Raw genomic sequence first — 14,961 nt, forward strand, 5'->3', positions numbered from 1 at the left:
CATCGGCTATATCAGCCCGGTCGAGATGGAGCTAAAATCGGCTTGATCCATGTCCACTTTTTTGGGGGAAGATCAATACTGAGCCTCCCCTAAATCGGTGGCTGGATTGCTTCGCCGCGCTCGCAACGACGGAGTGTGGCGCTGTCGTCGCGTTTCATTCGGGCTACGCGCTCCCAAGTTGACGCGACGCAAGCAATCAAGCCTCGGAAGCGTAGCCCGGATGGAGCGGAGCGAAATCCGGGACAGCGTCCCCGCATTCCGCTCCGCTCCATGCGGGCTACACGCTCAAAACACCTTCTGCTCTGCCCGTGCCAACGAAAACCCTCGCTGCATCGCATTGAAGCACGTCAGCCCCGTCGGCTCCGACCGGCACGTAAACCCCGCGCGCTGCCAGACCTCGCCATAGGACAGCACCGGCAATGACGGGTCCATGATGGTATCGCCGGCGCAGATGCGGCCTGCGCTGCCTTTCGCACTCATCTCGAAGGCGTTGCCCCATTCGAGCTCGCAATCGGCGGGACGGCGCGGCCGCGTCTCCAGGTTCATGATGTCGCAGCGGAGCACGCCTTGACCATTGTCAGTGAAGAACTGGCAGGCGATGTTTTTCGACGGCGTCTGAAAGCCGATCGGACGGTCCTGCGCGTGGGCGAGGCTCGCGGCCAGCAGGGAGAGCCCGAGTGCGACCGTTGCAAGTCGTTGCGTCATGCATGCTCCTGCGCCCAGCTCTGCCATGCCCGGACTTGATCCGGGCATCCATCGCTTCCTAATCTGAGAAGAGATGGATTGCCGGGTCAAGTGCGGCAATGACAAAGGCTGCCAAACCATGTTCCTGATCGGCCAATACGATTCCCCCTTCGTCCGCCGCGTCGCGATCGCGCTGCGGCTTTACGGCCTCGCCTTCGAGCACAAGCCGTGGTCGACCTTCGGCGATGCCGACAAGATCGCGCCCTACAATCCGCTGCGACGCGTGCCGACGCTGGTGCTCGATGATGGCGAGGCGCTGATCGAGAGCACGGTCATCCTCGATTATCTCGACGAATTGGTAGGGCCGGAGAAGGCGATGCTGCCGCGCTCCGGCGCCGAGCGCCGGCGTCATTTGCGCATCTGCGCGCTCGCGTCCGGCCTCGGCGACAAGGCGGTCAGCCTGCTCTACGAGCGCGTGTTGCGGAAGGAGCAGCTTGCGCTGTGGGTCGAGCGTTGCCAGGCGCAGATCGCGGACGTGCTGAAAGCGCTGGAGGCCGAGCGCGCCAGGGTGACCACGCCATACTGGCTGGGCGATCGTATCGGCCACGCCGACGTTGTGGTCGCCTGCGTCGTCCGCTTCACCCGTGAGGCGCACCCGCTTCTGTTCGAGCCATCGCGCTATCCGTCGCTATCGGCGCATGCCGACGCTTGCGAGGCGCTGGCGCCGTTCCGGGAGATCGTGCAACCGCTGGCACCGCCGAAGGGGTGAGGCTCTTTCAATCTCTCCCGCGGGCGGTAGGGCCATCGCATATGAAGAAGCATATGGCTGGAAGCTCGGCTGCGGCCATCCTTCGAGACGCCCGCCTGCGGCGGGCCCTCAGGATGAGGGATGCGTATGCGGCAGCACTTCACGCGGATGGATGCAGCTGAGCCTCATCCTGAGGAGGCCGCGAAGCGGCCGTCTCGAAGGACGAGGCGCTCGCTCGGGCGCCGCTGAGACGTCATATGCGCTTGCCCTGCCGCTCGCGGGGAGAGGCGAACGGAGAAGCGCCGCTACGCGAACCCGACCTTGATCAGGATCATCAGGAAAAGGCCGCCGACGACCGCGCAGACCGCGGCACCGATCAGCGGCCCCAGCGCGCCCTCCCGGCGTGCCGGCTCCAGCACGGCCTGCCCCGGCTGGTCCGGATCGTAATAGACCTGGACGCTCTTCCCGGGCCGATATTTCGCCGCGCCCTCTTCGGCGACCTCGCGCAGGCCGGAGATCATGGTGCCGTTCCAATCGACTTCGGTGCCGATGAAGTCGCGCTTGCCGACCCTGTAGGCGTAGCGCAGGTCGACCTGATAGCGGTGGACGAGCTTTGATGTCGTCGGTCGATTGTCGTGCTCGGTCTTCTCTTCGATGATTTCCTCGATCACGTCGCAATGGATGACCCTGCCCGACGCGGTCGGCCAGCGCAGGCTGGCGCTCGCCAGCCGGCGCGTCCGGACATAATCGGCGGCGAAGAACACCCCGCCCACGAGCACGATGATCGGCACCGCGAACGCGAATAGCGGGACGCCCTTGTCGGCGTAGAGCACGTGGCCTGCGAACGAATGCGCGGTCAGGGTGGCGGCGATGATTCCGAACACCAACGTGAACGCCACCAGCGCCGCGACGTTCTGCGCGGCGGCGGGCTCCAGCAGCGCCTCGGTCGGTTGCTTCGGATCGACATGGACCTCGACATGGGCGCCGACCGGATAGCGTCCGGTCAGTTTTGCGGCCAAGACCCTCGTCGTGATGACGGGGCCGCCGACAAAGATCTTGTCGCTTTCCAGCTCCTGGCCGCCGGCCTGATAGCGATAGCGGATGATGGGCTTGGCGTCGTTCCGATCGTCCGAGGAATGCGCCGCCGGCTGGTCGACTCGGGAGACCGTGATGATGCCCTCCACCTTGTCCCAGCTCCGCGCGGCCACCATCCGGCCGCGCATGCGGACCAGGTTGAACAGCGTCAATCCAAACAGCAGCACGGCGATGCCGGCGGCAATCTGTGTCCACATCAATTGTTGGGCGTTCAGCATCCGATTCCCCTGCGCTTCGGCGGCGACCGCCATTGGTCGCAGCGAACGCGGGTTGCGTTCATGGCAGGGGTGCGGCGCCGATCCTATCTCCTCGTGCAGGGCTTGATCTCGCCCGAGGCAGAGTGCATCACGATCGGATTGGGCGACAGTCTGATGCCAAAGAACAATTGAGAGCCGGAGACCTTGTCGTTCGTCCCCTCATGGACGTCCAGATCGAGCTTCGTCGCGATCTCGGAAGTCAGTTTGGCCCTCTCCTCCATCGAAATCGCGTTGTGATATTTGATTTCGTAGACGACGTCGGCCTCCAGCACGGACCGCGTCTGGCACACGACGCCGCCGCTCGAAACGTTCTGGGTGACCGCGTCCTCACACTCGGCCTTCAGCAAGGCGTTGCGGGCCGAGATCAGCGACTCGTCGGATATCAGCAGGATGCTGGCGTTCTCGAGCTTGAGGTTGACGGCCTCGACCTGCTGCATTCCGGCGAGGGCCGACAGCTTGTCCTTGACCTGGGCCGACACGTCGAGCCTCTTCTCGAGCGACTGCTTCAGGTCCCGGTCGACGGTCCGCGATTTCTGGATCTTGCCGGTCAGCAGCGTCGGATCGACATCACAAGTCGGATGCAGCTCCAGCCGGCCGTTACTCAGATACTCGATGGTGTTGATCGTGCCGGGGCCGCCGAACGTGCTTGGCGGCACCACCTCGAAATATCCGGTCTCGGAGAGGATGGCCGTGATCGTCTGCTTCTTCCGCGGGAATCCGGCGTAGACCGCGACCATCACGAGGCCGATCGCGATGAAGACTCCGCTACCAAGCCAAAGCCATTTGCGGCTTGCTATTTTCCCGGGCAGCACAACTGATTTTTCTCGCCGCATGGCACATAGCCTTTCGGACAGTCCGCCGCGGCAATCGTGGGCAGCACGACGAGAGCGATCGCGGCGAGGAACGGTGCAATGAACTGCTTCATTTGTTCGATCCCAAGCAAATCGTCGGTTGAAGGTAGTAGGCCGAGAGAGTAGCGAACCAAGGTTGAGCGGACAAGTGAACGAGTTCACAAGCGGCCGATTCTTGCGAGGGCGCATTCGCAGCTGTTCGATGTGCTGCGTCGTTCCGGTACAGGCTGAGCATTTGCTTCACCAATGTCGTCCTGGCGAAAGCCAGGACCCATGACCCAAATGGGTCATTTGGCGAAGATTGGTCGTTCGGTATTACCAGCGATGGTCACCGATGGATCACGCGGTATGGGTCCTGGCCTTCGCCAAGACGACACCGAACGGACGACACCGAACGTGTGGTACGCGCGCATGATCGCGACGGACGAGGCAGCGAGTGTCAAACGGGCGCGGTGGGCGATCATGCATTCATACAGGTGTTTTGCCCGACGCCGCAAGTCATTTCGGCAAGACCGAAATTTATCGAGCTTTTTCAACCCCATGTCTACTGTGCATGGGGTTGATTTCTCGCTTTTTGTTTGGAGGGCGCCTAACCCGCGCCCGCGCGCTTCTTCTGCCAGACCAGGTGCACCGCGCAGGTGCAGCCCGGCGGATGCGAGGCAAGCTCCTTCGACGTTTCGTCGTTCGCCGGCGTTGCCGCGAACGCCGCCTTGTCGCTCGCGCCCTCTCGCGCCGGGATGTAGTTCAGGATCGGCGCGAGCCAGCGCTCGGCCTCGGCGACGCTCATGCCCTTGCGCGCAGCATAATCCTCGACCTGATCGCGCTCGATCTTGCCGACGCCGAAATAATAGCTCTCGGGGCTAGCGAGATAGAGCCCCGACACCGAAGAGCCCGGCCACATCGCAAAGCTCTCGGTCAGCTTCACGCCGGCGGTGTTCTCGGCGTCGAGCAGCTCGAACAGCGTCGCCTTCTCGGTGTGATCGGGCTGCGCGGGATAGCCGGGGGCGGGACGGATGCCCTGGTACTTTTCGAGGATCAACTCGTCGGTCGAGAGCGCCTCGTCGGGCGCATAGGCCCAGAACTCGCGGCGGACGCGGGCATGCATGCGCTCGGCAAAGGCTTCGGCGAGGCGGTCGGCCAGCGCCTTGCACAGGATCGAGGAGTAGTCGTCATTGGCCATCTTGAACCGGTCGGCGACCACATCCTCGCCGATGCCGGCGGTGACGACGAAGCCCCCGACATAATCGGGCACGCCGGTGGTGGCGGGTGCGACGAAGTCGGACAGCGCGGCGTTGAAACGGCCCTCGCGCTTCTCGAGCTGCTGGCGCAGCGTGTGCAGCGTCGCGATCGTCCTGGTCCGGCTCTCGTCGGCATAAAGCACGATGTCGTCGCCCTCTGCATTGGCCGGCCAAAAGCCGACGGTGGCGCGCGCTCGGAACCATTTTTCCTTGACGATCAGGTCGAGCATTTTCCGCGCGTCTTCGTAGAGCGAGCGCGCGACCTCGCCGACCTTGGCATCGCTAAGGATGGCGGGGAAGCGCCCGGCGAGCTCCCAGGTCTGGAAGAACGGCGTCCAGTCGATATAGGGCACCAGCTCGGCGAGATCGTAGTCGTCAAAGCTCCTGGTGCCGAGGAAGGTCGGCTTCACCGGCTTGTTGGCGGCAAAGTCGACCGGCACGCGGTTGGCGCGGGCGGTCGCCAGCTTCAGCCGCTTCTTGTCGGCCTGGGCGCGCGTATGCGCATCCGAGATCTTTGCGTATTCGGCGCGGACTTCGGCAGCGTAGGCCTCGCGCCGCTCGGGCGACAGCAGCGCGGACGCAACACCGACCGCGCGACTGGCGTCGTTGACATGCACCACGGGGCCGGCGCGATAGCTCGGGTCGATCTTCACCGCCGTATGCACACGGCTCGTGGTGGCGCCGCCGATCAGCAGCGGCAGCTTGAGGCCTTCGCGCTGCAATTCGCCGGCGAAGAACGCCATCTCGTCGAGCGAGGGCGTGATCAGGCCGGACAGCCCGACGATGTCGGCCTTCTCCGCCTTCACGGTCTCGACGATCTTGGCCGCGGGCACCATCACGCCGAGGTCGATCACCTCGTAATTGTTGCACTGGAGCACGATGCCGACGATGTTCTTGCCGATGTCGTGGACGTCGCCCTTGACGGTCGCGAGCACGATCTTGCCGGCGGACGAGGAGCCTTCCGTGCCGATGCCGTTGGCGAGATTGCGCGCCTTCTCCTCCTCCATGAACGGCATCAGCCAGGCGACAGCCTGCTTCATCACGCGTGCCGACTTCACCACCTGCGGCAGGAACATCTTGCCGTCGCCGAAGAGATCGCCGACCACGTTCATGCCGGCCATCAGCGGTCCCTCGATCACGTCGAGCGGGCGCGTCGAGGCCTTGCGGGCCTCTTCGGTATCCTGCTCGATGAATTCGGTGATGCCGTGCACCAGCGAATGCGACAGCCGCTTCGCCACCGGCCATTCGCGCCAGCTGAGATCGGCTTCCTTAGTCTGGGTCTTGTTGCCGCGGAATCTTTCCGCGAGCACCAGCAGACGCTCGGACGCACCGGGGTCGCGGTTGAGGATGACGTCCTCGCACACCTGGCGCAATTCGGGATCGATGTCGTCATAGACGATCATCTGCCCGGCATTGACGATGCCCATGTCCATGCCGGCCTTGATGGCATGATACAGGAACACCGAGTGCATAGCCTCGCGCACCGGCTCGTTGCCGCGGAACGAGAATGACAGGTTGGACACACCGCCAGAAATGTGCGCGCCCGGCAGATTCTTGCGGATCCAGCGCGTCGCCTCGATGAAGTCGACGCCGTAATTGTTGTGCTCCTCGATGCCGGTTGCGATCGCGAAAATATTCGGATCGAAGATGATGTCTTCCGGCGGGAAGCCGACGCGGTTCACCAGGATGTCGTAGGCGCGCTTGCAGATCTCGGTCTTGCGGGCGAACGTGTCGGCCTGGCCGAACTCGTCGAACGCCATCACCACGACGGCCGCGCCGTGGCGGCGGGCGATCTTGGCCTCGTGAACGAACTTCTCCTCGCCCTCCTTCATCGAGATCGAGTTGACGACCGGCTTGCCCTGCACGCATTTCAGGCCGGCCTCGATCACCGAGAATTTCGAGGAATCGACCATCACCGGGACTCGGGCGATGTCGGGCTCGGCGGCGACGAGGTTGAGGAAGGTCACCATCGCGGCTTCCGAGTCCAGAAGACCCTCGTCCATGTTGACGTCGATGATCTGCGCGCCGTTCTCGACCTGGTCGCGCGCGACCTGCAGCGCGGCGGTGTAGTCGCCGGCAGTGACCAGCTTACGGAAGCGGGCGGAGCCGGTGACGTTGGTGCGCTCGCCGACGTTCACGAAAGGAATCGCGTCGGTCAGGATGAACGGCTCGAGGCCGGAGAGCCGCAAGCGAGGTTCGATCTCCGGCACGATGCGCGGCTTGTGCGGCGCGACCGCAGCCGCAATCGCCGCGATATGGTCCGGCGTGGTGCCGCAGCAGCCGCCGACGATATTGACCAAACCATCACGCGCGAACTCGCCGACCAGCCGGGCCATGTATTCCGGGGTCTCGTCATACTGGCCGAACTCGTTGGGCAGGCCGGCATTGGGATAGGCACAAACAAGCGTGTCGGCGACGCGGCCGATATCGGCGATATGCGCGCGCAGATCTTCCGCGCCGAGCGCGCAGTTGAAGCCGATGGTGACGGGCTTGGCGTGCTGCACCGAATGCCAGAACGCTTCCGGCAACTGGCCGGACAGCAGGCGGCCGGACTTGTCGGTGATGGTGCCCGACACCATCACGGGCATGTCGATGCCGCGTTCCTCGGTGATCTCGGCGATCGCGTAGAGCGCCGCCTTGGCGTTCAGCGTGTCGAAGATGGTCTCGACCAGCAGCAGATCGACGCCGCCGTCGAGCATGCCGTTGATCTGCTCGCCATAGGATTTGCGCAGATCGTCGAACGTGACGGCGCGGTAGCCGGGATTGGACACGTCGGGCGAGATCGAGGCGGTGCGGTTGGTCGGTCCGATGGCGCCCGCGACGAAGCGCGGCTTGCCGTCCTCGGCCTCGACGCGGCGTGCGGCATTGCCGGCGAGGCGGGCGCCTTCACGCGCCATCTCGTAGACGATGTCGGCGAGATCGTAATCGGCCTGGGCAATCGAAGTCGTGGAGAAGGTGTTGGTGGCGACGATGTCGGCGCCGGCACGCAAATAGGCGGCGTGGATGTCCTCGATCGCCTGCGGCTGGGTCAGGATCAGGAGGTCGTTGTTGCCGCGCAAATCGCGATGGAAGTTCTTGAAGCGCCCGCCGCGGAAGGCGGCTTCGTCGAACTGGAGGTTCTGGATCATCGTGCCCATGGCGCCGTCGAGCACGAGAATGCGCTCGCGCGCGGCGTTGAGCAGGGCGGTTCGCTTGGGAGAGGTGGATACGGTCATGGTGTCTTAAGCCGCCTGCTGCGCGCTCTTGGCGCGGATGCCGAGCAAATGGCTGATCGCGAACACGAGATCGGCGCGGTTCATGGTGTAGAAATGGAAGGTGTCGACGCCGTGCTTGGCCAGCTTCTGCACCTGGCCGGCGGCGACGGTGGCCGCCACCAGCTTGCGGGTCTCGGCGTCGTCGTCGAGGCCCTCGAATTTCGCGGCGAACCAATCCGGCACGGAGGTGCCGGCGCGGGTGACGAAATTGCGAGCCTGCTTGAAATTGTGCATGGGCATGATGCCCGGCACGATCGGGATGTTGATCCCGCGCGCCCGCACGCGGTCGAGATAGCGGAAGTAGAGGTCGTTATCGAAGAACACCTGCGTGATCGCGCGGGTCGCGCCCGCATCGACCTTGGCTTGCAGCGTGTCGATGTCATCGTCGAAGTCGCGCGCCTCGGGATGCTTCTCGGGGTACGCCGACACCGACACCTCGATATCGCCGTGCCGCTTCTTGATGCCGGCGACGAGATCGGCGGAGCTCTGGTAGCCGTCGGGATGGCTGCAATAGGCCGTGCCGATGCCGCCGGCGGGATCGCCGCGCAAGGCCACGATGTGGCGGACGCCGACCTCGTGATAGCGGTCGACGATCTCGTCGATCTCCCCGCGCGAGGCGCCGACGCAGGTCAGATGCGCGGCCGGCAGCAGCGCGGTCTCTTTCAGGATGCGCGAGATGGTCGCGTGGGTCCGCTCACGGGTCGAGCCGCCGGCGCCATAGGTCACCGAGACGAATTTCGGGTCGAGCGGGGCCAGCCGGTTGATGGTGTCCCAGAGATTGCGCTCCATATCTTCCGTCTTGGGCGGAAAGAACTCGAAGGAGATCGCAGGCCGCTTCAGGTACCCGTCTTGCCCGTCGGTGTGGGCAGGCATCGTCGCGTCAGTCATGGGCACCACTCACTCCAAGGGCTCGCCGGGTCGCTGGCGGCCGGCGGTCAGGTCTAGATTGGGAGAGGTCAAGATAGGCCAAAGCGGCCGCACTCGACAGCCCATCAGTGATGGGAAATTGCCCACTTTACGGGTATAAATTAAGAAACATCTGAGGTAAGAGGTCGAGGTGGGAAGTTCGATTTTAGATAATATATCTGATACATCAGATATATAATAGAAGAGGGTGGTTCGTTCGGCGCGAATTTTTCGGTGGGCAATATGAAAATGATACTATTAGCGCGGTCGCTGTCCCAACACTGCGGCGAAGTCCCGCGAGTCCGCGGCCTGCACGTCAGACCTGCGCGCCCGGCCCATTGCCGCTGCGCCGCTCTCCACTACGTTAGCGCGCCATGATCCCGCTCTCAGTCCTCGACCTCTCCGTCGTCACAAGCGGCACAAAGCCCGCCGCGGCGCTGCGCAACAGCATCGACCTGGCGCGCCATGTCGATGGGCTCGGCTATGTCCGCTACTGGCTCGCCGAGCATCACAATCTCGCCTCTGTCGCTAGTCCGGCGCCCGACGTGATGATCGGGCAAATCGCGGCGGTGACGAAGCACATCCGCGTCGGCTCAGGTGGCGTGATGCTGCCAAATCACGCGCCGCTGGTCGTGGCCGAGCGCTTCAAGATGCTGGAGGCGTTGTTTCCCGGCCGCATCGATCTCGGCCTCGGCCGCGCCCCCGGCACTGACGGTGCCACGGCCTATGCGCTGCGCAGCCGGCTCGACCGCCGCGAAGGCGATGATTTCCTCGAGCGGCTGCACGAATTGATCCTGTGGCAGACCCGGGAATTCCCCTCGGGCCATCCCTACCACAACGTCGTCGCGATGCCCGACGATACGCCGTTGCCGCCGATCTGGCTGCTCGGCTCCAGCGATTATTCGTCGGAGCTCGCCGCGCAGGTCGGCATGGGCTTCGCATTCGCCCATCATTTTGCGTCCCACGATGCGATCGATGCGATGGTGCACTATCGCAATCGTTTTCAGCCCTCGGCCTGGAGTGCGAGTCCGCGCGCGATCCTCGCGGTCGCCGTCATCACGGCCGACACCGATGACGAAGCCGAAAAGCTCGCCGCGTCTTTCGACCTCAACCGCCTGCGCCGCGACCGCGGCCAGTATCTTCCGTTGCCGAGCGTCGAAGAGGCACTGGCCTATCCCTATAGCGACTCGGAGCGGATCTCGATCCGGCGCAACCGCTCGCGCCTGTTCGTCGGCAGCACTGCAGCCGTGCAGAAGACACTGCAGCCGTTGATCGACGCGAGCAAGCCGGACGAGTTGATGGTGATCACCGCCGTGTACGATCACGAGGCGCGCAAGAAATCGTATTCGCTGCTGGCGGAGGCGTTCGGACTTAAGGCGGTCGAATAAAGCTCTCGTGCCCCGGCTCGCGCTTCGCGCGTCCGGGACACGGGACTATTCCATCGTCGCGCGGAACGGGTGGCCTGGATACACGCCGACGATGCGGAATTCGCGCGAGAAGAATTTCAGCTCCTCGATCGCGAAAGCGAGGCCCTTGTCCTCGGGGTGGCCGTCGACGTCGGCGTAAAACTGGGTGGCGAAGAAATTGCCGTCGACCATGTAGCTCTCGAGCTTGGTCATGTTGACGCCGTTGGTGGCAAAGCCACCGAGCGCCTTGTAGAGCGCGGCCGGCAAATTGCGCACCCGGAACACAAAAGTCGTGACCAGCGGACCGGAGCCCTGTGCGGCCCATTTCGGTTCGCGCGCCAGCACCACGAAGCGCGTGGTGTTGTGGGCCTCGTCCTCGATGTCCTCGGCCAAAATGTCGAGGCCGTAAATCTTTGCGGCCAGGCGCGAGGCGATCGCGGCCACCGTCTTGTCGTTGCGCTCGGAGATGTCGCGGGCGCTGCCGGCGGTATCGGCGTGCACGATTGGCTTGATGCCGAGCTTGCGGATGATGCGCCGGCACTGGCCGAGCGCGTGCACATGGCTTTCGACGCTCTTGATGTCTTCGAGCCGGGTGCCCTTCACCGCCATCAGCTGATGCCGGACCGGCAGAAACCATTCGCCAATGATGAAGAGGCCGGAGGCCGGCAGCAAATGATGGATGTCGGCGACGCGGCCCGCGACCGAATTCTCGATCGGGATCATACCGAGGTCGGCTTCGCCCGACGAGATCGCCGACAATGCGTCCTCGAAGGTGGCGCAGGGCATCGGCTCGGCGTCGGGATAGGCCTCGACGATGGCGATGTGGGAATTGGCGCCAGGCTCGCCCTGGAATGCGATTTTCAGCTTGCTCATGCTCGGCCTTGTAACAGCGGCTCAGGATTTGGAAAGGATGCTGCGGGCGGTTTCCAGGTCCGCCGGCGTGTCGACCCCGCGGGGTACGGTATCGACAATGGTGAAGTCGATGCGCATTCCGGCCTCGAGCGCCCGGAGCTGCTCGAGCTTCTCCTGCAATTCCAGCGGCGAGGGCGGGAGCCGGACGTAGCGTTCCAGCGCAGCACGGCGATAGGCATAGAGACCGATATGGTGGTAGCGCGGTCCGTCGCCGGTCGGGGCGGTTGCGCGGGTGAAATAAAGTGCGCGCATACGTCTGCCGCCGAGCGAGGTCCCGATCGCCTTCACGACGCTCGGCGCGAGGTCCTCCTCCTCGGTGTGGATCTGCGAAGCCAGCGTTGCGATGTCCACGACGGGGTCTTGCAGCGGCGGCAGCACCTCGCGGATGTTGTCGATCGTGATGGTCGGGAAATCGCCCTGCAGATTGACCACGATCTCGGCTTTGCCGTCCGGATCGAGCTTCAGCATGGCCTCGTGGATGCGGTCGGAGCCGGACGGGTGCTCCGGGCGGGTCATCACGGCCTCGCCGCCATGGGCGGTCACGACGGACGCGATCTCCGCCGTGTCGGTTGCGACCGCGACCCGGCCTATCCCGGCGGCCTCGGCGCGGCGCATCACGTGCACGATCATCGGCTGCCCCGCGATATCGGCAAGCGGCTTGCCGGGCAGGCGGGTGGCGGCCATGCGGGCCGGAATAAGCACCAGGATGCGGGGATCGATCATCGTTCAAGGGCCTGGAAACGGGGCGTTTTCCGCGCCGAGAAATGGGGTGGGGACGGGCGTGAAGCCCGCTCGCTTATACGGGTTGCCAGACCCCGGGCAAACCGATATCTCAATGGCAAAACTCGGGGAAACAGTAAGGAACGTTGATTCTCCGAGGCTCGTCCTGGCGGCCGCATTGGGCCGCTCGATCCTTCTTGCGGTGTGGGGCCTGGCCGGAAATGGACTCTTTCGAACTGAACAAGATTCTCGGTGCCGTGCTCGGCACCTGTCTCCTTCTGCTGGTGACGAGCTTCACCGCCCAGGCGTTGTTCTCGCCCAAGATGCCGGAAAAGCCGGGGTTCGAGATCGCAGTGAAGGAAGACGCCGGCCACGGCAAGGAAGGCGGAGCTGCCCCCACGGCCGCCGAGCCGATCGAAAAGCTGCTCCAGACCGCCTCGGTCGAGAAGGGCGCCGCCGCCGCCAAGAAGTGCGGCGCCTGCCACACCTTCGAGAAGGGCGGCCCCAACCGTGTCGGTCCGAACCTCTACGGCGTTGTCGGCGACCATGTTGGCGAAGGTCGCGGCGGCTTCAACTTCTCGGCTGCGATGAAGGCCAAGGGCGGCACGTGGGACTTCGATGCGCTCAACAAATTCATCGCCAATCCCAAGGCGGCTGTCCCGGGCACCGCGATGGGCTTTGCCGGCATCCCGAAGGATAGCGAGCGCGCCGACGTGATCGCTTACCTGAACAGCCTCTCCGACAGCCCGAAGCCGCTGCCCACCGCGGCGAAGTAAGGCCTGTCGACTTCGCTCTTCGTACGCGGCCGGGCTCAAAGCCCGGCCGTTCGCTTATCCGGGCCTCGCGGCGTTGTTATCGGGGCGTTTGGCCGCAGCGATCAGCCAGCCGGCCTTCCAAGATGAGGAAAAAGCAACATATTCCGTCGAAACCTCGCCTATATTGGGAACTTAAAGGAGTAGCCTCCTTCAAGACAGGAATGTTGATTTGGCCCTTACCCGACGCGATCTCCTGCTCACTGGCACTGCTGCCGTAACGCTCCCCGCCCTTGGTTCCGTAGCGGGCCTTCCCGCCGTCGGCGTGGCACACGCGCAATCCGCCAACGAGCCCACCTGGCGCCATGCTCTGTCGCTGTTCGGACAGGTCAAATACCCCGCGGACTTCAAGCGCTTCGACTACGTCAATCCGGAAGCGCCAAAAGGCGGCGTCGCGCGCCAGATCGCCGTCGGCACATTCGACAATTTCAACATCGTCGTCTCCGGTGTGAAGGGGCAAGTCGCCGGCGCCGTAGCATTCATCTACGAATCCCTCACGACGGCCGCGCTCGACGAAGTCTCGACCGAATACGGCGCGCTGGCCGAGGCCGTCAGCCATCCGGATGATTTCTCCTTCGTGACTTACCGCTTGCGGCCGCAAGCCAAATGGCACGACGGCAAGCCGGTTACCGCGGACGACGTGATCTTCTCGCTCGATTCCTTCAAGAAGCACCACCCGCAGTACTCGGCGTATTACAGCCATGTGGTGAAGGCCGAGAAGGTCGGCGAGCGCGAGGTAAAATTCGTGTTCGACGCGCCGGGCAACCGCGAATTGCCGCAGATCGTCGGGCAGCTCACGGTCCTGCCGAAGCATTGGTGGGAGGGCACGGACGCGCAGGGCCGCAAGCGCGATGTCTCCGCTACCACGCTCGAAGTGCCGCTGGGGTCGGGCCCCTACCGGGTCAAGGAATTCGTTGCCGGACGGTCGATCGCGCTGGAGCGCGTAAAAGATTATTGGGGGCGCGACCTCGCGGCCAATGTGGGCCGTAATAATTTCGACGAGCTGCGCTACGAGTATTTCCGCGACGCCACCGTGGCGATCGAGGCCTTCAAGGCCGATCAGGTCGATTGGCGCACCGAGAACAGCGCGAAGAACTGGGCGACAGCCTACGACTTCCCGGCCGTCACCGAAAAGCGCGTGATCCTCGAGGAGTTCGCCAATCGCAGCTCGGGTGTCATGCAGGCCTTCGTGCCGAACCTGCGCCGCGCCAAGTTTAAGGATCCGCGCGTGCGACGCGCGCTCAATTACGCGTTCGACTTCGAGGAGATGAACAAGCAGATCTTCTACGGCCAGTACAAGCGCATCAGCAGTTATTTCGACGGCATCGATGAGCTGATGGCGACCGGGTTGCCGCAGGGCAAGGAGCTCGAGATTCTCGAGACGGTCCGCGCCGAGGTTCCGCCCGAAGTCTTCACGACGGCCTATACCAATCCAGTCGGCGGCAGTCCGGAAGCCGTGCGCGACAATCTGCGCGAGGCGTTGCGCCTGTTCAAGGAAGCCGGCTACGAGGTGCGCGACCGCAAGCTGATCGACGTCAAGACCGGCGCCCAGTTCTCCCTCGAACTGTTGAACTCGGATCCGAGCTTCGAGCGGATCACGCTGTTCTACAAGCCTTCGCTGGAACGGCTCGGCATTGCCGTCAGCGTGCGGACGGTAGATCCCACCCAGTACGAGAACAGGACGCGCGAGTGGGATTTCGACATCGTCACCAACTCCTGGGGCGAGTCGCAGTCGCCGGGCAACGAGCAGCGCGAATTCTGGTCCTCGAAGACGGCTGACATCGCCGGTTCGCGCAATATTACCGGCATCAAGAATCCGGCGGTCGACAAGTTGATCGAGCGGGTGATCTACGCCAAGGGGCGCGACGATCTCGTCGCGGCAACCAAGGCACTCGACCGCGTGCTGTTGTGGAATCACTACGTCGTACCGCAGTGGACTTATACGAAGGTCCGCACCGCGCGCTGGGACCGCTTCGGCCGGCCGGCGGAATTGCCCAAATACGGTCAGTCCGGCTTTCCGTTCATCTGGTGGTACGACGCGGACAAGGCGGCGCGGATCGCAAAGAAGTCGTGAAGGA

At 63.9% G+C, this 14,961-nt stretch carries 12 protein-coding genes; 4 read left to right on the forward strand and 8 right to left on the reverse strand.

What is annotated here, in order from left to right:
* Positions 1 to 285: 285 nt before the first annotated feature.
* Positions 286 to 705, reverse strand: a complete 420-nt coding sequence (locus AC0L3K_RS27385) for a DUF6636 domain-containing protein (RefSeq protein ID WP_354200439.1) — start codon at positions 703 to 705, stop codon at positions 286 to 288.
* A gap of 118 nt (positions 706 to 823) precedes the next feature.
* On the opposite strand from AC0L3K_RS27385, the gene AC0L3K_RS27390 reads away from it, so the two are divergent.
* Positions 824 to 1,453, forward strand: a complete 630-nt coding sequence (locus tag AC0L3K_RS27390) for a glutathione S-transferase family protein (RefSeq protein WP_035995420.1) — start codon at positions 824 to 826, stop codon at positions 1,451 to 1,453.
* Between the two features lie 284 nt (positions 1,454 to 1,737).
* Here AC0L3K_RS27390 and AC0L3K_RS27395 read toward each other — a convergent pair whose 3' ends face one another.
* The 5 genes from AC0L3K_RS27395 to metF all read right to left on the reverse strand — a co-directional run bounded on the left by AC0L3K_RS27395 (position 1,738) and on the right by metF (position 9,015).
* Positions 1,738 to 2,745, reverse strand: coding sequence for a DUF3592 domain-containing protein (locus AC0L3K_RS27395; RefSeq protein WP_088941392.1), 1,008 nt, complete (start codon positions 2,743 to 2,745; stop codon positions 1,738 to 1,740).
* An 83-nt stretch (positions 2,746 to 2,828) separates the two neighbouring features.
* Positions 2,829 to 3,596, reverse strand: coding sequence for a hypothetical protein (locus AC0L3K_RS27400; protein ID WP_311985863.1), 768 nt, complete (start codon positions 3,594 to 3,596; stop codon positions 2,829 to 2,831).
* The gene (locus AC0L3K_RS27405) at positions 3,578 to 3,709 is read right to left on the reverse strand and encodes a hypothetical protein (protein WP_007599743.1); all 132 of its coding nucleotides are present in this window, start codon (positions 3,707 to 3,709) and stop codon (positions 3,578 to 3,580) included. Before AC0L3K_RS27405 ends, AC0L3K_RS27400 begins: the two co-directional genes overlap by 19 nt.
* Before the next feature lie 515 nt (positions 3,710 to 4,224).
* Positions 4,225 to 8,088: a methionine synthase gene (metH, locus tag AC0L3K_RS27410; RefSeq protein WP_473367257.1), complete on the reverse strand. Its 3,864-nt coding sequence runs from the start codon at positions 8,086 to 8,088 to the stop codon at positions 4,225 to 4,227.
* Between the two features lie 6 nt (positions 8,089 to 8,094).
* Positions 8,095 to 9,015: a methylenetetrahydrofolate reductase [NAD(P)H] gene (metF, locus tag AC0L3K_RS27415; protein WP_473367258.1), complete on the reverse strand. Its 921-nt coding sequence runs from the start codon at positions 9,013 to 9,015 to the stop codon at positions 8,095 to 8,097.
* Between the two features lie 392 nt (positions 9,016 to 9,407).
* On the opposite strand from metF, the gene AC0L3K_RS27420 reads away from it, so the two are divergent.
* Positions 9,408 to 10,421 carry an LLM class flavin-dependent oxidoreductase gene (locus tag AC0L3K_RS27420; RefSeq protein ID WP_473367259.1) on the forward strand — a complete coding sequence of 338 codons (1,014 nt, stop codon included), beginning with the start codon at positions 9,408 to 9,410 and terminating at the stop codon, positions 10,419 to 10,421.
* A gap of 45 nt (positions 10,422 to 10,466) precedes the next feature.
* On the opposite strand, the gene AC0L3K_RS27425 is transcribed toward AC0L3K_RS27420, so the two are convergent.
* On the reverse strand, positions 10,467 to 11,312 hold the full coding sequence (locus AC0L3K_RS27425) for a prephenate dehydratase (RefSeq protein WP_007599747.1): 846 nt from the start codon (positions 11,310 to 11,312) through the stop codon (positions 10,467 to 10,469).
* Positions 11,313 to 11,333: 21 nt separating this feature from the next.
* Positions 11,334 to 12,074: a 3-deoxy-manno-octulosonate cytidylyltransferase gene (locus AC0L3K_RS27430; protein WP_007599748.1), complete on the reverse strand. Its 741-nt coding sequence runs from the start codon at positions 12,072 to 12,074 to the stop codon at positions 11,334 to 11,336.
* Positions 12,075 to 12,292: 218 nt separating this feature from the next.
* On the opposite strand from AC0L3K_RS27430, the gene AC0L3K_RS27435 reads away from it, so the two are divergent.
* Positions 12,293 to 12,847 carry a c-type cytochrome gene (locus AC0L3K_RS27435; RefSeq protein ID WP_473367260.1) on the forward strand — a complete coding sequence of 185 codons (555 nt, stop codon included), beginning with the start codon at positions 12,293 to 12,295 and terminating at the stop codon, positions 12,845 to 12,847.
* A gap of 208 nt (positions 12,848 to 13,055) precedes the next feature.
* Positions 13,056 to 14,957: an extracellular solute-binding protein gene (locus AC0L3K_RS27440; RefSeq protein WP_473367261.1), complete on the forward strand. Its 1,902-nt coding sequence runs from the start codon at positions 13,056 to 13,058 to the stop codon at positions 14,955 to 14,957.
* Positions 14,958 to 14,961: the final 4 nt, after the last annotated feature.

Source organism: Bradyrhizobium sp. MI1.10 (genome assembly GCF_055811035.1).